Origin of the sequence: Nocardia sputorum (assembly GCF_027924405.1) — a bacterium.
GTDB classification, from domain to species: domain Bacteria; phylum Actinomycetota; class Actinomycetes; order Mycobacteriales; family Mycobacteriaceae; genus Nocardia; species Nocardia sputorum.
Genome location: NZ_AP026978.1, coordinates 5779222 through 5801775 on the forward strand (window position 1 = coordinate 5779222; position 22554 = coordinate 5801775).

Consider the following 22554-nt stretch of genomic DNA (forward strand, 5'->3'; position numbering starts at 1 on the left):
ATCGCTGTGTGACGTCGTTCAGGCGATATGGACTCGCACACCGCCGGAGAGCACGAAATCGTGCAGTTCCAGGTGGTCGGGTGTCACCGTCTGCGGCAGGTCGAACACGAGTTGGGTGGTGGCGGACTGCCCGGGGCGCAGCTCGAAGGAGTAGCCGAGGCGCTGTTGGGTGTTCTGCCACATGGTGGCGGTGGCGTTGTGGTCGAAGGGCGTGTTCTGCGCGTCCAGGACGCGCTGGCCCATCGGCAGGAACCACTTCGTCTCGTCGGAGATGTTGCGAACGGCCAGTGTGACGATCAGGAACGAGCCCGCGGCCTTCTGCAATCCGATTCGGGACACGCCCGAGTCGACCTCCGTCACGACGAATTCGAATTTGCCGTCGCGCACGGGGCTGCCCGCCGGCGCCACGGCGGCCGGATCGGACGCGGAGTCGGCGTCGCCGGGCGGTCCGGGTTGCTCCGTCGCCACCGCCGAGGGCGGCGACGCGGGGGCGCCGGAGTCTCCGGTCCTGGTTCCCGCCGCGATCAAGGCGACGCAGCCCGCCGCGAACGCGAACGGCGCGAGGAATACCACGATCAGCGCGCCGATCATTTTCGACAGCAGACTCCGGCGGCGTCGCGGCTGCCTGCGCGGGACGAGGACGCCCGGCCGCCGCTGCGCGACCGGCGGAGGAACCGGACGCTGGACCGTTGGGAAGACCTTCCGCGCCGGTGCCCGATACGGTGGCGCGACCGGGCCGGGCTTCGGGGTCAGCACGCGCGCTTGCAGAGCGCGCAGACGCCCCTGCCAACCGGCCTGCGGTGCGGCTCCGGCGGCATTCGATCCGTTCAGATACCACCACCTGCGCGATGAATAGGGTTGTCCCGGAATGGAATAACCAGTGCCGGGCGGCGGCTGTGGACCGGCATATCCCCGCACAGACGAGCCCGGGTGCGAAACAGGTCGGCGCGCAGCGGAATTCGGCTGTGGTGTGGACGAAGGCCAGTCGAGCCTGGTCGCCACCAGCGTTGGTGTCGGATCCTGATTCGGCAGAACCTTCGTCGGAGCGGGCATGCGCCGCGGAGCGGGGGCCGAGCTCGCGGGCTGCGAACCGTCCTCTGCGACAACACCTTCCTTTGCCGGTGCAGGATACTCCCGTGCAGCCGGATCGCCGTCGCGGACAGCCGAGGCCACTCCGGTCAACGGCTTCGTCGCCGGACGGCTCGATACGGCCGACGGCGGCACGACTCGCGGATCCGGAGCGGAAGCGCCGATCGCCGCTCGCGCGGCTGCGGCGAACTCACCTGCGGTGGAGAATCTTTCGCCCGGCTCCTTGGCCAAACCGCGGGCGATGACGACGTCCAGCGCGGCGGGGACGGCGGCGCACACCGAACCGGCGCGTGGCGGCGGCGCCGTCAGGTGGGCGTGCATCTGCTGCGCCGGGTCGGTATCGCCGTAGAGCCGGGAGCCGGTGAGGCATTCGTAGAGCACGCAGGCCAGCGAGTAGACGTCGGCGCGGCCGTCCGCCTTGCCGGTGAACCGCTCCGGCGCCATGTACGCGAGCGTGCCGATCGCCATACCGGTGGTGGTCACGGCCGTCTGACCGAGACCGTGCGCGATGCCGAAGTCGATCAGGTAGGTGAAGCCGCTGGGGTGGACGACGATGTTCGACGGTTTGACGTCGCGGTGCACCAGCCCGGCTCGGTGCGCCACATCGAGTGCGGCGGCGACGTGGCCGACGACGCCGACCGCCTCCGCGGGCGGCATCGGCCCCTCGGCCAGCAGCTTGCGCGCCAGATCGGTGCCCTCGACGAATTGCATGTCGATGTAGAGCCTGCCGTCGATCTCGCCGAACCGGTGGATCCGCGGGACGTGCGGGTCGCGCAACTGCGCCACGGCCTCGGCTTCGCGCTCGAATCGTTTGCGGTATCCCCCCGCGGCCGCGAGTTCCGCGGGCAGGAGTTTCAACGCCACGCGGCGCGCCGCCACCCGGTCGTACGCCAGCCAGACCTGCCCCATGCCGCCCTTGCCGAGCAGCCGCTCCAGCTGGTAACCCCCGAATCGCACCTCCCCCATCGCGAACCTCCAGTCACCGTTGACATCTGGTCGACCCGGCCGTCGCCCGCGGCGCGGACAACGGAAAGCAGCAGCTCACCGTGCCGATGCCGGAGAAGTGGCCTCTTTCGGAGCGTAACCGCACGCTGGGCCGGGCACCACTGTGTGCTGGACGACAGTCCCGCGACGATCTCGCCTACTTGCCGGGCTTCGGCTTGTCCTTGCCGTGGCCTGGGTTCGCGTGATCTGGTTTGCCCCGGTCGGGCTTGTCGGCCGGGCCGGGCCGGCCTGATCCGATCGAGTCGTCCGCGGGTTCCGCGGCGACACCACCGGAAGCCGGCGACACCGGAAGCCAGCTCGACCGGCCCGCCGACGGCGCACAGGTCAGCTCGAGGCCGTCCACGGTGACGCTGTGCACGTCGACCGCCGGATCGCACGGCTGACCCGCGCCGGGCAGGATCACGGTGGGCGCCGAGATCGGGACCGGAGTCCGCGCGGACGGGGGACGCGACGGCAGGGCGGACGGTGTCGTGAGTTCGTGCTCGGAGGGCGGGACGGGGGCGGTGGCGGGTCCCGCGTCGGTGGTGTCCGGCCGTCCGAGCCATAGCGCCCCGGCGACCGCCGCGACGAGCACCGCGAACGCCACCAGGGCCAGACGTGGCCCGAGAGAGTTTCGCGCCGCGGGCGCGACATGGGCGCGGACCACCCCGCGCGGCGGCGGCAGCAGGACGGTCGGCATCGCCGACGAGAGTTCGACCGTGGTCGCGTCCCGGCCGGTCAGGGCCGCGTACCCGGCCGACGCCAGTTCCCCCGCGCTGGACCAGCGGTCGGCCGGGTCTTTCGCCATGCCGCGTTCGATGACCGCGTCCAGTTCCGGCGGCACGGCGGGATTCAGCGCGGAGGCCGGCGGCGGTGTCTGCATCAGGTGGGCGCGCAACAGGCGCGGCGGGTCGCCGTCGTCGAACGGTCTCCGCCCGGTGAGGCACTCGTACAGCACGCAGGCCAGCGAATATTGATCGGACCGTGGAACCGCCGCCCCCTCGAACCGCTCCGGCGCCATGTAGGCCAGCGTGCCCACCACGTTGCCGGTGCGGGTGATCGCGGGCTGGTCGCTGCGGTGCGCGGTGCCGAAGTCGATCAGGTATGCGGTGCCGCCGGGCGTGACCATGATGTTGGACGGCTTCACGTCACGGTGCACCAAACCCGCCCGGTGCGCGAGATCGAGAGCGGTGGCCGTCTGGGTGACGATCTCGATCGCGCGTTCGAGGTCCAGTCGCCCCTCGCGCCGCAGCAGCGCGGCGACATCGCAACCGTCGATGAACTCCATATCGATGTACAGGCGGCCGTCGAGTTCGCCGAACGAGTGGATCGGCACCAGGTGCGGCCCGCGCACCTGGGCGGCCAGCCGGGCCTCCCGGGTGAAGCGTTGCCGGAACGTCGTGTCCGACGCGTACGCGGCGGACAGCACCTTCAATGCGACGGTCCGGTCGGCGGTGGTGTCGTGCGCCAGCCAGACCTCGCCCATGCCGCCGCTGCCCAGCAGCCGATCGAGGCGGTAGTGGCCGAACCACAGCTCGCCCATGTCGATACAACCTCCCGCTAGCCTCTTGGTCATGAACGAGCTACCCGAAATCCGCATCGGTACCGCGAAACGCGCAAAAACGACGCCGCGGTCATCCGATCATGTCGCAGCGAGGCCGGTCGGCGTCGCGGAATTCGGCAGAGTGATGACGGGCGCCCCGGTCGCTGCGGGCGGGCGGCGCGGCGGAACGGCCGCATGCTGATGGAGCCGATCGAGATCAACGCGGGCGCCTGGTATCTGCGCGCCCTGCGCGCCGACGACCGCATCGATGACCGCCCCGCACTGGCCGCGGGCGGGATCACCGAGCCGGACTACGTGACCCGGCGCAGTGCGGGCTGGGCGGAGGAGACGCATTTCTCCTGGGCGGTCTGCGAACCGACGACGGCGGAATTGGTCGCCGAGATCGGAGTGACCCCGGCGGGCGACGGCACCGCGCGAGTGAGCGGCTGGGCGCGCCCAGGGTACGAGACTGCTTTGGCGGCCGGGCTCACATCCGTGCACCGCTTCGTCGAAGGCGGGTTGGGGCTGCTCCCGGTCACGTCCTGACCGGCGTTTCCGGTCGATGCACTGCCGGAACGGGACAGGTCAGCGCATCACGCCGGTGTGCCCGGTGGAGTAGCGGCCGGGCTGCGGCCAGATGGTGAGCCCGTGCGGCCCTTTACCGACGGGGATGCGCGCCAACAGGTTCCAATTGACGATATCGATGGCGTACACCTCGCCGTGATGGCGGCCGGACGCCCAGAAGACGCGACCGTCCGCGGAGATGTTGCCCATGTCAGGACTGCCGCCCCCGGGCACGAACCACTTGCGCACCAACCCGTTCGCCGCGAAATCCCACACCGAGATGCTGCCTTCGTGCCGGTTGGTGATAAGCATCTGCGCGGAATCGCGGGAGACGTAGAGCCCGTGGGTTCCCTTGCCGGTCGGCACGAACCCGATCAGGTCGAAGGTGTGCGCGTCGAAGAGGTAGACGCCGTCGGCGGTCATGTCGGCGACGAAGAATGTGTTCCCGTCCGGGGACAGCTTCACGTCCTGGGGCTTGCCCGAGCGGCCGCCGGGCAGGTCGACCATCTTGACGACTTTGCGCGCGGCCACGTCGAAAACCAGCATCCGGCCGACGAATTCGCACGACGCCAGCGCGAGCCGGCCGTCGGCGGTGAAGTCCATGTGATCGACCCCCGCGCAGTCCGGCACCGCCATGGCGTGCATCTTCTGCCAGGTCAGCGGATCGTAGAAGTCCAGCGACTTGTCCGCCTCCGCGACGACGAGCGCGTACCGGCCGTCCGGCGTGTAGTACATGTTGTAGGGATCGCGCACCGGGAAGGGCGCGCCCGGCTTGCCCGTCCGCGGATCGATCGGCAACAGGCTGCCTCCGCCCAGCGGCAGGTCGTTGGTGACGTAGAGGGTCTGCATGTCGTAGGACGGCACGACGTGCTGCGGTTCCGAGCCGCCCGCCGGGAAGGTGTCGATCACCCGGAAGGTGTCCGGATCGATCACCGAGACCGTGTTCGACTGGCTGTTGGGCACGTAGACCAGCGTGCGGTGGTCGGCCACCGCCGGGCTGAGCACCCGGTTGGCCGCGTACACGTCGGTCGGCGAGAGGGGCGGCGGCATCCCCGGCAGCGGATCGGCCATGTGCGGTGGGAGCCTCTCCGCGCTCGGGGCGGCGGCCACGGTGGCCGGGACGGCCGGGCTCTGCTCGGCGTCCACCGTGCCCGCGTCACTGGCCGCGCAACCGGCCACGGCCGAGAGCGTCAGCACCGCGACGAGATGCAGGGCGCGGCACCGGTAGGTCCGCTGTCGGTTCACGCGTTGCACCTTGTCGCAGCGTGGTGACCACAAGATGACATGGGTGCGAAGCCTAGGAGGTGGATCCGGGATTCCGGCGTAGCCCGCGCCGCGGGACACCGGAATGCCCGGATCTCCTTCCCTCGCGTTAGTCGACGCCGGCCAGGACGCGATCCAGCGCGTCGACGGCCTCGTCCAGTTCGGCGCCGGTGACCGTCAGCGGCGGACGAAACCGGATGCCCCGCTCGCCGGTGCCGAGAATCAGCACGCGTTCCCGCTCGCGCAGCGCGGTGAGCACCTCGTCGCGCAGCCGGGACGACGACAGCGTGATCGCGCACATCAGGCCGCGTCCGCGCGGCTCGCTGACGTCGGCGTGCCGGGCCGCGAGCGCGCCGAGCCGTTCCAGCAGGTGCGCGCCCAGCGGACGGGACCGTTCGATCAGCTCGTCGCGCTCGAGCACCTCCAGGATGCGCCGGCTGCGCACCATGTCGGCGAGGTTGCCGCCCCAGGTGGAGTTGAGCCGGGAGCTGACCGCGAACACGTTGCCGGGCACCTCGTCCACGCGCCCGCCCGCCATGACGCCGCACACCTGGGTCCGCTTGCCGAACGCGACGACGTCCGGCGCCAAGCCGAGTTGCTGATAGGCCCAGGCGGTTCCGGTCATGCCGACCCCGGTCTGCACCTCGTCCAGCACGAACAGCGCGTCGTGCTCGTGACACAGTCGTTGCACCGCTTGCAGGAACTGCGGGCGCAGGTGCCGGTCGCCACCCTCGCCCTGGATCGGCTCGGCGATGAAACACGCTATGTCATGCGGGTTCTCCTCGAACGCCCGGCGTGCCTGGGCCAGCGCGCAGGCCTCCGCCTCCTCGACGTCGAACGCGTCGGTGATGTAGGGCGACTTGATCCGGGGCCAGTCGAACTTGGGGAAACGCGCGGTCTTCACCGGATCGGTGTTGGTGAGCGACATGGTGTAACCGGTGCGGCCGTGGAACGCGCCGGTCAGATGCAGCACCTTGGCCCCTAGTTCCGGTGCGCGACCGTGGGATTCGTTGTGCCTGCTCTTCCAGTCGAACGCGATCTTGAGGGCGTTCTCCACCGCCAGCGCGCCGCCGTCGATGAAGAACAGATGCGGTAGCCGCGGGTCGCCGAGCACCCGGACGAACGTCTCGACGAAACGGGCCATCTCGACGGTGTAGATATCGGAGTTGCTCGGCTTGTTCAGTGCCGCGCTGACGAGCTCGGCCCGGAACTGCGCGTCCTCGGCGAGGGCCGGATGGTTCATGCCCAGCGCGTTGGAGGCGAAGAAGCCGAACATGTCGAGGTAGGAGCTGCCGTCGCGTTCGTCGACGAGGCGGCAGCCACGGGAACGGTTGAGGTCGAGAACCAGGTCGAAGCCGTCGGCCAGGATGCTCGCCGACAAGATCTCATGAACCCGGGCGGCGGGGGTGACCGCCGGGCGGGTGCGTTCCAGTTCGATGGTCACGACCTGAGGGTACGTAAAAATTTACGGAACCTCTACAACAAAGCGGATTAATTACACAGAATCGCTACCTGTCATAGAATGTCTGCAAGATGATGGTGCTCCGGGTGCGCACGTTGGCGGTGGCTCTGATCTCTTGGAGCAACTGCTCGAGGTGCCGCGGGGACGCCACACGCACCAGCAGGATGTAGCTCTCCTCGCCGGCTACCGAGTGGCACGCCTCGATGCCGGGGATGTGCTGCAGCACGGCGGGGGCGTCATCGGGTTGCGACGGGTCGAGAGGAGTGATCGCGACGAATGCCGACAGCAGTTGGCCGAGCGCTTCGGGATCGACGTGCGCGGTGTACCCGCGGATCACACCGCGGGCCTCTAATCGGCGGACCCGGGACTGCACCGCGGACACCGACAGACTCGCCTTCTCGGCCAGATTCGACAGGGTGGCCCGTCCATCGGCCATCAGCTCACGAATCAGCAGGCGATCGATGTCATCGAGTACGGGTCTTGCCGGTGTATCCGCCATCAGCGAAGGCTAACTCAGGCAGCCCGCCTCGTGTCCGAAACCTGACCTCCCCCCTCCCGCTATGTGGGACAGACACGCCGCGACGCGGCCGAAAGGTACGGCGGAACAACACATGACCGAGGTACTCGACGACCGGGCCACCCGGCAACTCGCTGCCCGCGCCGATTCGGTGCTGCGCCGATTGGATGCGCCGCCCATCGAATCCGGCGATCTGTCCGCGCGCACTCCGATCACCGGAGGTGAGCTGACCACCCTGCGGTCGACCGCACTGCCGGAGGTCGACGCCGCGATCGGCCGGGCCGCGGCCGCCTTCCACGCCTGGCGCGGGGTCCCGGCTCCCGTCCGGGCCGGGACGGTGCGCAGGCTGGGGCAGCTGCTCACCGAGCACAAGAGCGACCTGGCCGAGCTGGTGACGCTGGAGGCGGGCAAGATCCCCGCCGAGGCCGCGGGTGAAGTGCAGGAGATGATCGACATCTGCGAATTCGCCGTCGGCCTGTCCCGGCAGCTGTACGGCTACACCATGCCCTCCGAACGTCCGGGCCACCGGTTGATGGAGACCTGGCATCCGCTCGGCGTGGTCGGGGTCATCTCGGCGTTCAACTTCCCGGTCGCGGTCTGGGCGTGGAACACGGCGATCGCGCTGGTCTGCGGCGACACCGTGGTGTGGAAGCCGTCGGAGACCACGCCGCTGACGGCCGTCGCCTGCCACACGCTGCTGCGGCGCGCGGCCGCCGAGGCAGGCGCGGATCCCGAGATCCATCAATTGATCCTGGGCGCGAGCGATATCGGCGCCCGCCTCGTCGACGACGAACGGGTGCCGCTGGTGAGCGCGACCGGCTCGGTGCGGATGGGCCGGCTGGTGGCGCCGCGGGTGGCCGAGCGGCTCGGGCGCTGCCTACTGGAGCTGGGCGGCAACAACGGCGCGATCGTCACCGCGTCCGCCGACCTCGACCTCGCGGCGCGGGCCATCGTGTTCGCTGCGGCGGGCACGGCCGGTCAGCGGTGCACCACACTGCGGCGGCTGATCGTGCACCGGGACGTGGCGGGCCCGCTGGTGGACCGGCTCGAGCGGGCATACCGGCAGCTGCGCGTCGGCAATCCGTTCGACGACGGGGTTCTGGTCGGGCCGCTGATCGACGGCAAGGCCCACACCGCGATGCGCGCGGCGCTGGACAAGGCGGTCAGCGACGGCGGCGAACTGGTCTGCGGCGGTGAACGAGTCGACGGATTCGGCGACGACGCCCATTACGTGCGGCCGGCGCTGGTGCGCATGCCCGCTCAGACCGCGGTGGTGCGGGAAGAGACCTTCGCGCCGATCCTCTACGTGCTCACCTACGACGACTTCGAGCACGCGATCAGGGTGCACAACGAAGTGCCGCAGGGCCTTTCGTCCTCGATCTTCACCACCGACCAGCGCGAGGCCGAACGCTTCCTCGCCGCCGACGGCTCCGACTGCGGCATCGCCAATGTCAACATCGGCACCTCCGGCGCCGAGATCGGCGGCGCCTTCGGCGGTGAGAAGCAAACCGGCGGCGGACGCGAATCCGGCTCGGACTCCTGGAAGGCCTACATGCGCCGAGCCACCAACACCGTCAACTACTCCACCGAACTCCCCCTCGCTCAAGGCATCGAATTCGGCTGAGCCCGGCCCCCGCACCCCCTCCCCGGCTGCCACACCCGCGGTGACTGCCGCGTCCTGACGGGCTCGGCTGCCATGCGGGTGCCATGAACGGGCGCGGGCCGACGTTTCCCGCCCCCAGCGGTGCACGATGGGATCCGCTGTGGGTGGGCAGCCCGGTTCGGGCCTCACCCGGCCACCGGGCGGTAGCGCGCCCGAAGTCATTCAGGAGGGGAACAATGCGATCAATCATCCGCGCGGCCGCGGCGCCGCTGGCCGGCTTCGCCATTCTGCTGTCCGGCATTCCGTTCGCCGCGGCGGCTTCCGCCGTCGTCACGGACGCGGGCGCCGCCGTCGTCACGACCGAGCGGCCCGCGGCGGTGACCGAGATCGGATTCGACGCGGTGGCGGGACGTCGTCCGCACTACATCGCGGGATACACCAACCACGCACGCCAGCGAATGGCCGAGCGCCGGATCAACGAGGATCAGGTCGAGGACGCCATCTACAGCAAGTACGAGGGGCAGTGGCAGCCCGAGCACCGTACCTGGCTGGTGACCTGGGGCGGGATCTCGGTGGCGATCAACGAGGACGCCTACATCGTCACGGTGATGTAGCAGTTCTTCCGCACCGGGAAGACCGCTACCTCGCACCGACGATCGGAAACGCAATGACGACCATTCGCACGTCTGCGACCGCCGCCTTGTTCGCGACGTGGTCACTCATCACCTTCGCGAGCGCGCAGGCGGTCGCCGCCCCGCTCGAGGACGCGACGCCACCCGCCGCGGCGCTCACCTTCCGAGCCGATGCCCCGGCTGTGCCGTTCGGTTTCGAGTTCGCGGCCAAGCGGTTCACCGACAGTGAGGACAGAGCCGCCGCTCGTGATCTCGGTTACGCTGAGGCCAAGGTGGGCCGAAGTCACGGGTGCCTGATCTTCAAGCACGCGAAGAAGAATTTGTACATTTCGCAGGACGTCGACGGCCACAACGGGGGGCGCTGGAAGATGGCGAGTTCCCCGGAACGGCTCGCCTCGAAGGACACCCGGATGGGGACGTACGACGACAAGCTCAACCGGATTGGGGACTGACTTGGATCGTCCGAACAACCAGATCCCGGCTGCCGCGGCCCACGCCGGAACGTGGCAGATACACTTCGACCCGGGGCTCACGAAGGAGAACGTCGAGCGTATCGCCGATTACGCGATCGCAGAGGGCATGGGCGCCCCGGACTCGGCGGATTTCCTCCGGGCGGGGCGGGACCCGCGGTTCTGGTTTTCGGGCGTCCTCGACAGCGCCGAAGTCGACGCGTGCCGTCAGGTGCTGCGCAAGGTGGTGCACGACGAGCCGACGACCGACCAGGACTTGGCACCGATCCGCGAGTTCATCCGTCGGTTCGACGACTGGCTGCGAGACCTGGCGTATCCGCGCGAAGAGATCTACGACGCGGACGACAGCTTCTTCGACTTCGACTGAAAACGATTGGAGCACCCTCATGGCCGAGCCCGCAGCGCATCGGTGGCAGATCCTCTTCCCGTTTGGTCTGACCGAAGAGCAGGTGGCCCGTTTGGCCCGGTTCGCGGCCGGCAACGGCATCGACGAGCCCGCGCACGGCATCGACGACCGCGCGGTGTTCCGCTACGACTACGACCGTGCGACGGTCGAGCTGTACCGCCACGTCTTCCAGAAAGTTCTCGACGGCGCCGAACTCACCGACAGCAATCGGCTCGTGCTGACCGACTTCCTCGCGGAACTCGACGACTGGCGTACGGCAGCCACCACACCTGACTGACACGCCCGCCGCGCGGGCCGCTGACCGCGCTCGCCATCGCAGGCGAGCGCAGGATCGAGATCGAATGACGGTGATCACCCGTGCGCAGCCGCGTCAGGAACACGACGGGGCCGCAGCCACAACTGTGTGGCACCCGTTGACGCGCATCGCCTTCCGCTTCTGCTTCGGCTATTTCACTCTCTATTGCTTGTGCACCCAGGTGATCAGCCCCGTGCTCGGATTCGCGAGCAGACCGTCCGCGGGGCTGAGCGCGGGCCCGCTGATGACGCCCCACGTGGATCGGGTCGCCGTGCACGTCTTCGGCGTGCACGAGCCGCTGGTGCACGACGCGACCGCGAGCAGCGACCGCACCTACGACTGGATACTGCTGTGCTGTCTGCTGGTCATCGCCGCCGCGGCCACCCTCGTCTGGTCCGTCCTGGATCGCCGCCGCGCCGCCTATCCGACGCTGCTCGTCTGGTTCCGCCTGTTTCTGCGGTTCGCGCTGGCGGGGCAGCTGCTGTTGTACGGCATGGCGAAGGTGCTGCTGACGCAGATGCCGTCACCACCGTTGACCACGCTGGTGACGCCGTTCGGCGAGTTGACGCCGATGGGGCTGCTCTGGTCGTCGGTCGGCGCCGCGCCGGCCTACGAGATCATGATCGGCGGTTTCGAAGCCGTCGGCGGCTTGCTGCTCGTGCTGCCGCGCACGACGACCCTCGGCGCGCTGCTCGGCACCATCGGCTTGACCCAGGTGTTCGTGCTGAATCTGACCTACGACGTGCCGGTCAAATCGATGTCGGCGCATCTGTTGTCGATGAGCGTCTTCCTGCTGGCGCCCGAGCTCGGCAGGCTGCTGAACGTGCTCTTGTCCCGTCGGCCGGTCGGGCTGTCGACACTGCCTCCGCTGTTCCGTACCAGCCGGTTGAACCGCTCGGCAATACTGGGGCAGGTACTGCTGGGGCTGTGGATCGCGATCCCCATCGCGCAGGACTGCATGGCCGCCTGGAGCGAACACGGCGAAGGGCGACCGAAACCGCCGCTCTACGGAGTGTGGCAGGTGGATCGGCTGGTGTCGGACGGCCGCGAGGTGCCACCGCTCGTCACCGATGACCGACGGTGGCGGCGCGTGTTCTTCGAATATCCCGGCGAATTCAAGGTGCAGCGCATGGACGACTCGATCGCCATCTACCGGGCAACCGTCGACGTCGCCAACCATCGGCTGGACCTGAGCCGGTACGACAGGCCGAACGACATCGCGACGCTGACGCTCGAGACCCCGACGCCGGACAGCGCGCAGCTGTCCGGCACGCTCGAGGGGCACCGCGTGGAGATCGGGCTTCGGCAGGTCGACCTGGACGCGCTCCCGCTGCTGAGCCGCCGGTTCCACTGGGTGCAGGATTACCCGTACAACCCGGACAGCCGCTAGCGCACACGTCCCCGCTAACCCGCGAACTTGCACAGCTGCAACGCGCGGCTGCGCAGGGCGCCGAGACTGATCTTGTCGCCCCCGGCGCCGTTCGCGCGCAAGGGTTCGATACCGGCCAGCCCGGCTTGTTCGGCTTTGTCGTTGAGCGCGTACGACTTCCCATCCGGAGCGACGAACACCGCGACCTCGCCCGCGCGGCATTCGATGGTGCCGTGGTCGACCGTGAACGGCCACAGGTAGCCGAGGTTCGCACTGGTTACGGCTTGGCTGTTGGAGGTCGGCTCGGGCAACGGCACCGGATTGGGATGCTCCGGATCCTTCGCCCCCGAACCGCCACCACACGCCGTGACCGCCAACGCGCCGAAACAAACCACACCGATCAACAAGCGCCGAATCATCGTCCCCTCCAAGCACAGTGGAATCCGTCTACCCATGACGTTGCGCTCTGCCACGTTTCGGTTCACGAGCGGCGATGGCAGTCACGGCGAATAGGGTCGAGAACAGGCCCCGCCCGCGACCCAGGGAGAGTTGTTGTCCGTTCACCGGCCATCCCGGATCGATATCGTGTGCCCGGCGTTCAACCGTTCGACGGCGATCCGGGCGACGATAGACAGCGTACTGGCGCAGACCGTCCCGGACTGGACGCTGCTCGTCGTCTCGGACGGCTCCACCGACGACACCGACGATGTCGTCCGCGCCTATCGCGACCCGCGGATCCGGCTGCTGCGCGTCGGCCCGTACGGGCATCCTGGAGGGCCGCGCAACGCGGGGGTCGCGGCAGCGACGGCGCCCTACGTCGCGTATCTGGACCACGACGATCGGTGGTCGCCGACCCATCTCGCGACACTGCTCGGCCTGCTCGACGGCGGGGCCGCACTCGCTGCCACGGGCTGCGTCCGGGTCGACGAGTCCGGCGCGGAGCTGGATCGCAGCGGCTTCACCGATCTGATCTGGCATCCCGAATTGCAGACCGTCAACGCCATGTTCGAGCCGACCCGCGTCGGTCACGTGCGAAAACTGCTGACCGAGGTCGGCCACTGGACGACCGAGCACGCCGGCTACGAGGACTGGGATCTGTGGTTCCGATCGGCTCGGCACGGCTTCGACTTCGCGGTGGCCGCCGAGCGCACCGCGATCCTCACCGTCGGCCCGCACACGAGGCGCAACGGACTACGTCCGCCGCAGGCGGTTGTGCTGCGGTGGGTCGACAGCGAGGCCGAGGCCGAAGCCATTCTGCGGGCGATCGGAACGGAGGAACACCGGAGTGCCGCCCGCGCGACTCATCTCGCCGACCTCCGCGATTGGTATGCCGCACTGGCTGATTCCGGCCGCTACCGCGTGGCCGAGGGCGTAGTCCGCGACAAGGTCGACGACGAGCTGTGCGAATTCTTCACGCGGCACGGGAAGCACTGCCTGCTGGAGGAGCTGAGTTACACGGCGGTGGGCGGCCGCTACGCCATCCTGCTTCCGCTGTGGTGCGTCAGCGGCAGGCACGCACAGGCGATCGGTGGTGTGCTGCGGACTCGATTTCCCCGTCAGCACGCTTACCTGCGAACGCTCGCGGGCGGCGAGACGGCGTGATCACGGCGTCGCGGCCCTGGCGGTCCGCAGCAGCGCGATATAGCCGTCGTCCAAGGTCGGGGGAACCGGACGCGATCCGGGCGGCGGCGTCGGTCCGACGATCCGGTATTCCGGCCCCTCGGCGGTGCCGGTGACGTTCACCACGGTGAAGTCGCCGCGCGGCTCGTGGGAGGCGCGCACCAGATGCGTCTGCCCCTCGGCCAGGGCCACCAAGCCGGGCGTCGTGCCGTGATAGGCCATCCGGCCTTCGGCCAGCACGGCCGCCATCGGGCAACTGTGCGCCACGTCGTCGAGGATGTGGGTGGAGAGCACGACGATCCGATCGCCGCCGAGCCGGCCGAGCAGGGCGCGAAAGCGAATCCGCTCCTCCGGGTCGAGTCCGGCCGTCGGTTCGTCCACGATGATCAGCTTCGGGTCGCCGAGCAGTGTCTGCGCGATACCGAGTCGGCGTTTCATGCCACCGGAGTATCGGCTGATCCGTTGCGCACCGACCGAATCCAATCCCACCCGCTCCAGCAGGCCGTCGATCTGGGACCGCCGGTTGCGTTTGTCGTCGATGCCCTTGAGCAGAGCGACGTAGTCGAGGAATTCGCGTCCGGTCAAGTCCTCGTAGAGCGCGAGCTCTTGCGGCAGATAGCCGAGCAGCCGCTTCACGGCGGTGCGTCCCGCGGTGGTGGACAGGTCGTGCCCGCAGACCGATACGGTGCCCGAGGTCGGCCGAATAGTTCCGGTCAGGATCCGGATCAGCGTGGTCTTGCCTGCACCGTTGGTACCGAGCAGCCCGGTCATGCCTTCGGTGGCGGTCAGGTCTATCTCGTGCAACGCGACGGTGCCGCCGCGGTAGACCTTCGTCACGTTGCGCAGGGTGATGGTCATTCGAACTCCATTCCGGCTCACCGGCTCGCGGCCAGCGTCACATGGCCGATGAGAAAGGCGAGCGCCGTGATCGCGAGCGTGATCCCGAGCGCGGCGACACCGGCGAGGCCGCCGGGCGCCGGATGCAGCCAGCCGCCGTCCTGGTGTGCCGACGCGACGTCCAGCCATTGCGCCGCTTGGTAGTCGCCGAGCGGTGAGAGCACCGTCCTGGCCACCGTCGGGATGGGTATCAGGGGCGTCAGCACCGTGGCCCAGTACCAGAACGGCACCAGCAGCACGCGCACGACGGTGCTGGGCAGCAGCAGGCTCGCGACGTTGGCCAGGACGGTGAGCAGCAGCGATCCCGGCGCCACGATCGTGAGCAGACCGATGACCGCCGCCACCGACGGTGCGGGCTCGCCGGTGGCGATCGTCAGCCATCCGCCCATGGTCAGCAAGACGAGCGCGCTGGGAATCGACGCGACCAGCCATGGTCCGAGCAGGACACCGACCGACCTGATCCATCCGCCGGCCGGTGTGGCGCCGAACAATTCGCGCAAGCCGGGCCTGCGCTGCCCGGCCAAGCGGTCCGCGAGCACGATGGCGATGCCGAGGGAACCGAGGAAATTGATCAGCAGCGCGGTGTCGCCGATCGCGGCGGACTCCGCCGTTCGGTTCCGGCCGTGCGGAAAGCCGCCGAGCAGCATGATCAACGCGGTGAGCGGGAGCAGCGACAACCACAACACCCGCTGCCGCAGGGCGAGCGTCGCCTCATAGCGGAGGGTCGCGCCGAGCCCCGGGAAGGCGCTCATCGGTGCGCTCCGCGCAACTGTGCCTCGCTGTCGGTGACGCGCAGCAGGGCCGGCCGGACGCACGACGCCGCGATGGCGAGCAGGAGCACCGCCTGAGTGTGCCGGGCCACCTCGTTCAGCAGCAACAGTTTGGCCAGCCACACCGTCGTGACGACGACGGAGGCGCCACCGGTGGAACCGAAACCGGCGCCGACCCAAGTCGCGATGCCGATCAGCGCGAGCGCGAAGATCAGGTTGCCGCCCAGGACGGCGGGCGCGTCGGTGACCGTCGCGGGCAGGCCGCTCAGCACCACCGCGCAGGCCGTCGTACCGAGGACGAGCGCGACGCGCCGCCCGACCGTCACCGGGTACGGCGTCGGCACACTCAGTTGCACCTCGATGGACCGCTCTCGCCCTACTGCCGCCGCGCAGGCCAGCCCCGCCACCAGCGGAATGGCTTCGATCGCGGCGGACCGCAGCACGTGGTTCGCGCCGAACACGGCCGACGCGATGCCGATCGCCGCGGCCGCCAGCGGCGGAAGGGCCAGGGCACTTCGCCCGCAGCGGCGAACTTCGTACAGCCAGATCGGATTCACAACGTTGTGGTAGCGAGCCGGCGTGGATCGGTTCATCCGGCCACGGCGTCGTATCGCGGCCTGCTCATGCCTGCCGCGGCGACGACCAGCAGCAGTGCCGCGAGCACGAGCGAGGCCGCCGAGGTGGACCACAGTGGTTCGATCAGGGCGCCGATCCGGTGCGCGGGGCCCGCATCCGAGGACGCGGCGGCGCCGAGCAGCCAAACGCCCGCGCCGGCTACCGCCCCGATCTGCGCGGAACGCCAGACCGCGCACACGACGCCGACCGCCGAGGCGAACAGCGCCGGACCGAGCCAGCCCGCGATCATGGCCGAGACGTCCGATGCCGCGCCCAACTCGCTCGCCACCACGGAGGTGAGCAGCGCGAGCGCGGTGTCGGCGAGCAGAACCAACGCCAGCCTGCTCGCGAACACCACCGCGGGCGCGATCGGCAGGGTGCTGAACAATTCCAGCCGCGGATCCGATCGCGACCGGCAGGCGGTCAGGGTTCCGACCTGGAACACCAGGGTGACCGCGAGGCCGAACACGGTCGGCGCGGACTCGCTTCGCTTCGTCAGCACGGCCACGACGACGCACCCCACGAAGCCGAGCACGCTCAGGACGAGCAGCGCGCGCGGCAGTAAGCGCACCTGTGCGCGCACCAGTGCCGCGGCCACGGTCAGCGCCGCACGCCACCCGAGGGCCCGCGCTTGCTTCGGCGTGGACCACGGCATGCCGAGGGCATCGCCGAGCAGCGCGTCGAAGGAAGGGGTGCGGAACACACCGGCCGATTCGACGGAGACCTGCCGCGCGGCGACTGCCACGTTCTGCCAGCCCTCGGCGCGTGTCTGACAATCGGGGCAGGCGCTCAGGTGCGTGGCGGCGGCATCGTCGCGTCCGCCGACCAACTGGTCATCCGAAAGATGCGGCCCCCGGGGGATCGGGGAAGTCACTGCGAACCTCCATATCGGGTGGACAGGTCGGCGGTGGTGCCGGCCAACGCGAGCGCCAACCGCTTCCGGGCATGGGACATCCGGCTTTTCACCGTGCCGACGGGGATGCCGAGAATCGCGGCGACGTCGGCATAGGGCAGGTCGTCGACGAGGACGAGCAACAGGACCTCACGCAGATGCTCGGGCAGTTCGCGGATCCCCACGGCGAGATCGCCCCGGGCGGCGTTGGCGAGGACGATGTCTTCCACGGTGCCGGTCCGGTCGGAGAGCTCCGCGGTCTCCTCCAGATCGACCGTCACCAGCACGGACTTGCGCAAGTAGTTGTGGGCTTGACGCTTGGCGACGCCGAACAGCCAGCCGCGCGCCGACGATTCGCCGCGGAAACCGTCCGCCGAGCGCCAGACGGCGAGCCAGGTCTCCTGCAGGATCTCCTCGGCGACCCCGCTCTGCGTCGTCATCCGGCGCACCAACCGCAGCATCGCCGGCGCGTGCCGCTCGTAGAGCGCGCGCAGACATGCCTGGTCCCCCCTTGCCACCGCGGCCAGCAGCGCTTCGTCCGAGTCCACACCCATGTGTGTAGCGTGCGCGCTCCGAACGGTTCAACCGCGGCGGGAGCGAAACATCCCCGCGGCGGCGATCGAGACATGTTGGCAGCCTCCGGCGACGCTGCCAGATACCGATCGCGACGTTGTACCGCCGCAGGGGCGCTGCTTTTCTCGATACCCGGGGGAACAGCACCGGCCGCAGGGCCCGGTGGGATCGCTGGGCCTCCCTCGGCCGAGTCGTTCGATCGGCCGGGCACTCGCCTCAGAAGGGAGAACACCGTGAGTACGGCGTCCGTGGAACCGGTGGAGACGGTCGAAACCGTCGATCTGTTCGATCTCGACATCCGCGTGGGTGTCGGCAATATCCAGGGCAACGCGGCGGTCACCAGCTGGTCGTACTGCACCCCCGGCTGCACCAGCTCGGGTGGCGGCAGCGGCTGCAGCCACTGCTGTTGATTCGGAGATCCGGGTCGAGCACCCCGCTCGGCCCGGACTCCCCCCTCTCGTCGAACACTTCGAAGGAATTGGGCTGGTGTCGGATTCGATCTTCCGTGCCTGGGACGTCTTCCTGCTCCGGGCTCCGCTGCGGGTCGGGGGCAGCGGCGTGCCGACGGCGGGCAGCCACCTGGACATCGTGCGAGCCGCGGCGGCGGACCAAGAGCTGCGCGCCGCGATCACGCTGGCGACGCCGAGTCTCGGCCGCCTGCTCGATCGCGTCCACCGCGGCGAGCACGCGGGACTCAAGGTGAGCCAGTTGCGTCGCGCCGCCTTGGCGGTGCTGCGCTACGACATCAGAACGCGGACGCGGCCGACTCCGTTCGGCGTCTTCTCCGGCGTGGCGGGCGGGTGCTTCGACGCGTCGGCCAAGCTCGACCGCGGCACCGCCCACCGCACCAGGACGCACGTCGACATGCAATGGCTGCTCGGCGTCGTGCAGGAGCTCCAAGGCCTCCCGGAACTGCTGCCCTGCCTGAGCGTTCGTACGCACCCCGCGCTGACCCGACGCGGTGACCGGGTCGTGCTCGACTGCCCCTCCCCGCTCGGCGCGCCTCTGGAAGGAGCGACCCGATCGGTCGTCTCGATACGCAACTCGCCGGTGGTCGAGGTGGTGCTCGACGCGGCCGCGCGGACCGTCCCGGTCGGCGAGCTCACGGCGACGACCGCGACGCGGTTCGGTGCGCCGCCACAACGTGTCGCCGAATTGATCCGAACGCTCGTGGAGCAGGAATTCCTGCTCACCGACCTCCGGCCGCCCCTGGACGGCGGTGACCCGCTGTGTCACCTGATCGGAATCCTCGCCGCGATCGACCAGCCCGCCGCGCCGATCGCGAACGCGCTGCGCGCACTCCGCGACATCGACGAGCAGCGGCGGGCGAGCGACCGGCTGCCCCTGGGCCCCGCTACCGCACGGCTGATCGAGACAGTGGATCTGGCGCACAAACTCCACCCTCATGAGACGCCGCTGCACGTCGACACCGCTTTGGATGTCGAGGTCCAGCTGCCGGACGAAGTGCGCACCGAGGTCGAGCGGGCGGCGGCGCTGATGTGGCGGATGTCGGCGCCCGAGCTCGGGCTCGTCGCGCTGCGGGATTACCACGAGAAGTTCCTGGAGCGCTACGGGACCGATCGGCTGGTCGGCATCCGTGAACTGCTCGATCCCGCACGGGGACTGGGTGCCCCTGCCGGATACAGCTGGCCGAACAGCGAAGAGGCGGCGGATCGGGCGATCGACCGCGACGCGTCCCGGATGCGTTTGCTGCACCGCCTGATCGGGACCGCCTTGCGCGATGGCGCCCGGGAGGTCGAACTGACCGACGAGTTGCTCGACGAGCTGATTCCCGGCGACGGGGCCACCGCCGGCGTACCGAACTCGTGCGAGCTCACTTTTCACGTCATCGCACGGTCGCTGGACGCGTTGTCCGCCGGAGACTTTCGCGTCGTGGTGGCGCCGAGTCCTGGCTCGCACCACGCCGGAGCGACCCTCGCCCGGTTCGCGGACCTGCTGCCACCTGACCTCCGCGCGGTCGTCGCGGCCGAGTCCGGCGCGATTCCGGTCCACGTCACGAATGCGACCCGGGTCGATCTGGCGTTCATGCCCCGATCCGGCAAAGCCGCGAATCTCGCGCACTCCACGGCGCACAGTGGTGTCCGGATCAGCGTCGGCCTGCCGGACGCTCCCGATATCGACGAAATCGCCCTTGCCGACGTGGCCATCGGCGCGACGACGGAGCGGATGTGCGCGGTACACCTGCCGACCGGCCGCGAGATCGTTCCGGTGCTCAACACCATGATCAGCCCGATGACGCAGGCCCCCAACGCGTCCCGGTTGCTGTGGGAGATCGGTCTGGAGGGCCAGCGGCTGTGGGAGCCCTGGACGTGGGCCGGCTTGTCGGAGATGCCGTTCGTGCCACGCGTCCGGCACGGCCGCCTCGTGCTGGCCCCCGCGGTATGGCGCATGGACGCACTGATCGGTGTGCCCGAATCGGATTTCGCCGCCGCGGTCGACCGATGGCGCCGCGAGTGGCGGGTACCGGAACGAATCCTCGCCGTACAGATGGATCAGCGACTGCTGTTCGACCTGACCGATCCGGCGCACCTCGAACTGCTGTGGGACGAGCTGCGCAAGGACCCGGCCATCGTCGCCCACGAGGTACCCGGCGACGACGACTTCGCCGACGGTATCCACGGACACGCGATGGAGGTGGTCGTCCCGCTGTCACGCCGCGACGCGCGACCGGTCCGCTCACCGCACGGCGGCTACCTGGAACCGGGCCGTCGACCGGCGGGACTCGGCAGCGACTGGCTGTCGCTCGCGTTGTACCTGCCGTCGTCGTGCCAGGGCGACTTCCTGCGCATCCACTTGCCGGAGCTGGTGGAGCAAGCCCGGGAACATGGTTGCGACCGCTGGTTCTTCATCCGGTACACCGACCCCGATGGGCCGCATCTCCGGGTTCGCTTCCACGGCGTGCCGGACCAGCTCTGGAGCGCCGCCGCACGCCCGCTCGGCCGGCGACTCGACGACTGGCAGCGCGGCGGTTTGCTCCGAGCCCATCGCCTCGACCAATACGACGCCGAGTTGGAGCGATACGGCGGCGCGGCGGCGATGGCCGCGGCCGAGCGGGTATTCGAAGCCGACAGCGAGGCCGCGATCCGATTCCTGGATCTGGTCGAGCAGCCCGCGTGCACCCACTCGCTCGACACGTTCGCGGCGGTTTCCGTCGCCGCGCTCGCCGGCGCTTTCGGCCCGCCGGAGGCGGACTCCGCGGCTGACAGCGCGTGCAGCGACGACGCGGCGATGGCCTGGCTATCGATGACGGGCTCACGCAGAACGCTTCCCGACGCGTATCGGGCGGATGCGCAGCGCTGGCGCGCGATCGTCGACCCGCACGGCGGGTGGAGCGCGCTGCGCGCCGACCCGCACGGGGCGGCGGCCCTCGAAGCGCTCCGGCCACGCGACGCGGCCGTCGGCGAACTGCGTCTGGCGTCGGTGGGCACCAAGACGCGCAATCACCGGCTCGTCGGCAGCCTGATGCACATGAGCTGCAATCGGCTCTTCGGCGGAGACAGCGATCGGGAGCGGGCAGCCGTCGCCATCGCCCGCGGAGCGGTGCAGGACAACTTCAACAGGAGGCGCTACGCGCGATGAGAAACACCGCCCAGCACGACAGCTCGGTGGCGCAGCGGGCCACCGAAATCGTGTCGCTCGTCGCCGACCGTCTCGCCGACCCGGCCGCCGTCGCCGACATCGCAGGCCGTCCGGACAACCGCGATCCCATCTACGGCGCCGGCATGTGGGGGCCGATGACGTTGTCCAACGGCCTGCCCGGCACGGCGCTGTTCTACGCGGAGCTGGCCGCGCGCATCCCCGATTGGTTCGGCGTCGCTCATCGGCATGTGCAAGCGGCGGGGGCAGCGCTGCCGAGTCAACCGAGCCGGGGACTGTACGCGGGGCCTGCTTCCTTGCTGGCGGCCACCCAGACCTGCGGCGGCCACTACCCCGGCCTGCGGCGCAGGCTCGCCGCGTGGCTCGCCGACGACCAGCTGACGCGGCTGCGGCAGTGCCGAGCCGCCTCCGGACCCGGCATCTCGTGGGAGTGCTACGACATCGTCAACGGCTTGTCCGGCACAGCTCGGCTGCTGCTCGATTCGGTCGAGGATCCCGTCGAAAACGACCCGCAGGTCGAGCATGCCCTGCGGGAGACGCTCGGCTACCTGGTGACGATCAGTCGGCCGATCACCGTCGACGGCCATGAAGTGCCTGGTTGGTGGGTTCCCGCGGCGCGGCAAGCGGTCGAGGAGGATCGTCGCGACTATCCGCGTGGCGACTTCAACTTGGGCCTCGCGCACGGGATTCCAGGGCCGGTGGTGATCATGTCGCTGGCCCTGCGCCGTGGACACGACGTGCCGGGACTGCGGGACGCTCTGGTGCGGATGGTCGAGTGGTTGATCCGTTGGATACGCACCGACGATCAGGGCACGTACTGGCCCTGCCGAGTCGGCTTCGATGACGAGATCGCCGACGCACCGCCGCGAAACCTGTTCACCCGAACCGCGTGGTGCTACGGCGCGCCGGGAGTCGCGGCGGCGGTGCACCATGCGGGCGAAACCCTCGGCATCGCCGACTGGCGCAGGCACGCGGTCCGCGCGCTGCACGACGCTCTGGCCAGGGACGAATCGCGCTGGACGCTCGCGGGGCCGACCGTATGCCACGGTTACGCGGGCTTCCTTCAAGTGGTCCATCGAATCGGCACGGCGGAGCGGGACGGCGTGCTGCTCGGTGCGAAAACCCGTCTCGCCGAAGTCATTCTGGACATGGCGGACATCGACGCGCCCTTCGGCTTCCGGCATCCGATGCGGTATCCGCGGTCGGCGCCGGGGCCGACGGAGTTCAAGTTACTGGACGTCGCCGGGATACTCGAGGGCTCCGCGGGGGTGGCGTGCGCGCTGTTGTCGGTGATCCCGGCGCTCGGCACCGCTGCCGAAGCTCCCGCGCGCCCGTGGGATCGCGTTCTGGCATTGAGCTGAGAGGTGCACTT

22 protein-coding genes are annotated in these 22554 nt (G+C 69.5%); 11 read left to right on the forward strand and 11 right to left on the reverse strand.

Annotated elements, in window-relative coordinates:
• Positions 1 to 18 precede the first annotated feature (18 nt).
• Together QMG86_RS26165 and QMG86_RS26170 are read right to left on the reverse strand one after the other, a co-directional pair.
• A complete protein-coding gene (locus QMG86_RS26165; RefSeq protein WP_281875306.1) occupies positions 19 to 2055 on the reverse strand; it encodes a serine/threonine-protein kinase in 2037 nt (678 codons plus the stop codon).
• Positions 2056 to 2230: 175 nt separating this feature from the next.
• On the reverse strand, positions 2231 to 3649 hold the full coding sequence (locus tag QMG86_RS26170; protein WP_281875307.1) for a serine/threonine-protein kinase: 1419 nt from the start codon (positions 3647 to 3649) through the stop codon (positions 2231 to 2233).
• 168 nt (positions 3650 to 3817) lie between these two features.
• On the opposite strand from QMG86_RS26170, the gene QMG86_RS26175 reads away from it, so the two are divergent.
• On the forward strand, positions 3818 to 4162 hold the full coding sequence (locus tag QMG86_RS26175; RefSeq protein WP_281881140.1) for a hypothetical protein: 345 nt from the start codon (positions 3818 to 3820) through the stop codon (positions 4160 to 4162).
• 39 nt (positions 4163 to 4201) lie between these two features.
• On the opposite strand, the gene QMG86_RS26180 is transcribed toward QMG86_RS26175, so the two are convergent.
• The 3 genes from QMG86_RS26180 to QMG86_RS26190 all read right to left on the reverse strand — a co-directional run bounded on the left by QMG86_RS26180 (position 4202) and on the right by QMG86_RS26190 (position 7404).
• The gene (locus QMG86_RS26180; protein ID WP_281875308.1) at positions 4202 to 5425 is read right to left on the reverse strand and encodes a YVTN family beta-propeller repeat protein; all 1224 of its coding nucleotides are present in this window, start codon (positions 5423 to 5425) and stop codon (positions 4202 to 4204) included.
• 127 nt (positions 5426 to 5552) lie between these two features.
• Positions 5553 to 6887: an L-lysine 6-transaminase gene (gene lat / locus QMG86_RS26185; protein WP_281875310.1), complete on the reverse strand. Its 1335-nt coding sequence runs from the start codon at positions 6885 to 6887 to the stop codon at positions 5553 to 5555.
• 64 nt (positions 6888 to 6951) lie between these two features.
• Complete coding sequence (locus QMG86_RS26190) at positions 6952 to 7404, reverse strand: Lrp/AsnC family transcriptional regulator (RefSeq protein ID WP_039796222.1); 453 nt, start codon at positions 7402 to 7404, stop codon at positions 6952 to 6954.
• A 112-nt stretch (positions 7405 to 7516) separates the two neighbouring features.
• Between QMG86_RS26190 and amaB the strand changes: the two genes are divergently transcribed.
• The 6 genes from amaB to QMG86_RS26220 all read left to right on the forward strand — a co-directional run bounded on the left by amaB (position 7517) and on the right by QMG86_RS26220 (position 12218).
• Positions 7517 to 9046 carry an L-piperidine-6-carboxylate dehydrogenase gene (amaB, locus tag QMG86_RS26195; protein WP_281875312.1) on the forward strand — a complete coding sequence of 510 codons (1530 nt, stop codon included), beginning with the start codon at positions 7517 to 7519 and terminating at the stop codon, positions 9044 to 9046.
• A 215-nt stretch (positions 9047 to 9261) separates the two neighbouring features.
• Positions 9262 to 9639 (forward strand): DUF4258 domain-containing protein, encoded by a 378-nt coding sequence (locus QMG86_RS26200; protein ID WP_281875313.1) that lies wholly within the window; start codon positions 9262 to 9264, stop codon positions 9637 to 9639.
• A 53-nt stretch (positions 9640 to 9692) separates the two neighbouring features.
• Positions 9693 to 10109, forward strand: coding sequence for a toxin C-terminal domain-containing protein (locus tag QMG86_RS26205; protein WP_281875314.1), 417 nt, complete (start codon positions 9693 to 9695; stop codon positions 10107 to 10109).
• Positions 10099 to 10494: a hypothetical protein gene (locus QMG86_RS26210; protein WP_281875316.1), complete on the forward strand. Its 396-nt coding sequence runs from the start codon at positions 10099 to 10101 to the stop codon at positions 10492 to 10494. The genes QMG86_RS26205 and QMG86_RS26210 overlap by 11 nt, the downstream gene beginning before the upstream one ends.
• Before the next feature lie 19 nt (positions 10495 to 10513).
• Positions 10514 to 10810 carry a hypothetical protein gene (locus QMG86_RS26215; RefSeq protein WP_281875317.1) on the forward strand — a complete coding sequence of 99 codons (297 nt, stop codon included), beginning with the start codon at positions 10514 to 10516 and terminating at the stop codon, positions 10808 to 10810.
• Between the two features lie 64 nt (positions 10811 to 10874).
• The gene (locus QMG86_RS26220; RefSeq protein WP_281875318.1) at positions 10875 to 12218 is read left to right on the forward strand and encodes a DoxX family protein; all 1344 of its coding nucleotides are present in this window, start codon (positions 10875 to 10877) and stop codon (positions 12216 to 12218) included.
• 14 nt (positions 12219 to 12232) lie between these two features.
• Here the strand turns inward: QMG86_RS26220 and QMG86_RS26225 are convergent, their stop codons facing one another.
• The gene (locus QMG86_RS26225; protein ID WP_281875319.1) at positions 12233 to 12616 is read right to left on the reverse strand and encodes a DUF2511 domain-containing protein; all 384 of its coding nucleotides are present in this window, start codon (positions 12614 to 12616) and stop codon (positions 12233 to 12235) included.
• A gap of 133 nt (positions 12617 to 12749) precedes the next feature.
• Between QMG86_RS26225 and QMG86_RS26230 the strand changes: the two genes are divergently transcribed.
• Complete coding sequence (locus tag QMG86_RS26230; RefSeq protein WP_281875321.1) at positions 12750 to 13799, forward strand: glycosyltransferase family 2 protein; 1050 nt, start codon at positions 12750 to 12752, stop codon at positions 13797 to 13799.
• On the opposite strand, the gene QMG86_RS26235 is transcribed toward QMG86_RS26230, so the two are convergent.
• From QMG86_RS26235 to QMG86_RS26255, 5 genes are read right to left on the reverse strand one after another with little or no spacing between them, the layout of a single operon-like run.
• Entirely contained in the window at positions 13800 to 14675 is an 876-nt protein-coding gene (locus QMG86_RS26235) for an ATP-binding cassette domain-containing protein (protein ID WP_281875323.1), read from the reverse strand.
• Positions 14676 to 14692: 17 nt separating this feature from the next.
• Positions 14693 to 15466, reverse strand: a complete 774-nt coding sequence (locus tag QMG86_RS26240) for a hypothetical protein (RefSeq protein ID WP_281875324.1) — start codon at positions 15464 to 15466, stop codon at positions 14693 to 14695.
• Entirely contained in the window at positions 15463 to 16041 is a 579-nt protein-coding gene (locus QMG86_RS26245; protein WP_281875325.1) for a hypothetical protein, read from the reverse strand. Before QMG86_RS26245 ends, QMG86_RS26240 begins: the two co-directional genes overlap by 4 nt.
• 32 nt (positions 16042 to 16073) lie before the next feature.
• Positions 16074 to 16973, reverse strand: coding sequence for a hypothetical protein (locus QMG86_RS26250; protein ID WP_281875326.1), 900 nt, complete (start codon positions 16971 to 16973; stop codon positions 16074 to 16076).
• Positions 16970 to 17545: an RNA polymerase sigma factor gene (locus QMG86_RS26255; RefSeq protein WP_281875327.1), complete on the reverse strand. Its 576-nt coding sequence runs from the start codon at positions 17543 to 17545 to the stop codon at positions 16970 to 16972. The genes QMG86_RS26250 and QMG86_RS26255 overlap by 4 nt, the downstream gene beginning before the upstream one ends.
• A gap of 252 nt (positions 17546 to 17797) precedes the next feature.
• Between QMG86_RS26255 and QMG86_RS26260 the strand changes: the two genes are divergently transcribed.
• From QMG86_RS26260 to QMG86_RS26270, 3 genes are all read left to right on the forward strand, one after another.
• Entirely contained in the window at positions 17798 to 17974 is a 177-nt protein-coding gene (locus tag QMG86_RS26260) for a gallidermin family lantibiotic (protein ID WP_281875328.1), read from the forward strand.
• Between the two features lie 76 nt (positions 17975 to 18050).
• Positions 18051 to 21164, forward strand: a complete 3114-nt coding sequence (locus QMG86_RS26265; RefSeq protein WP_281875329.1) for a lantibiotic dehydratase — start codon at positions 18051 to 18053, stop codon at positions 21162 to 21164.
• Complete coding sequence (locus tag QMG86_RS26270; protein WP_281875330.1) at positions 21161 to 22543, forward strand: lanthionine synthetase C family protein; 1383 nt, start codon at positions 21161 to 21163, stop codon at positions 22541 to 22543. Before QMG86_RS26265 ends, QMG86_RS26270 begins: the two co-directional genes overlap by 4 nt.
• The last annotated feature ends 11 nt before the right edge of the window (positions 22544 to 22554 follow it).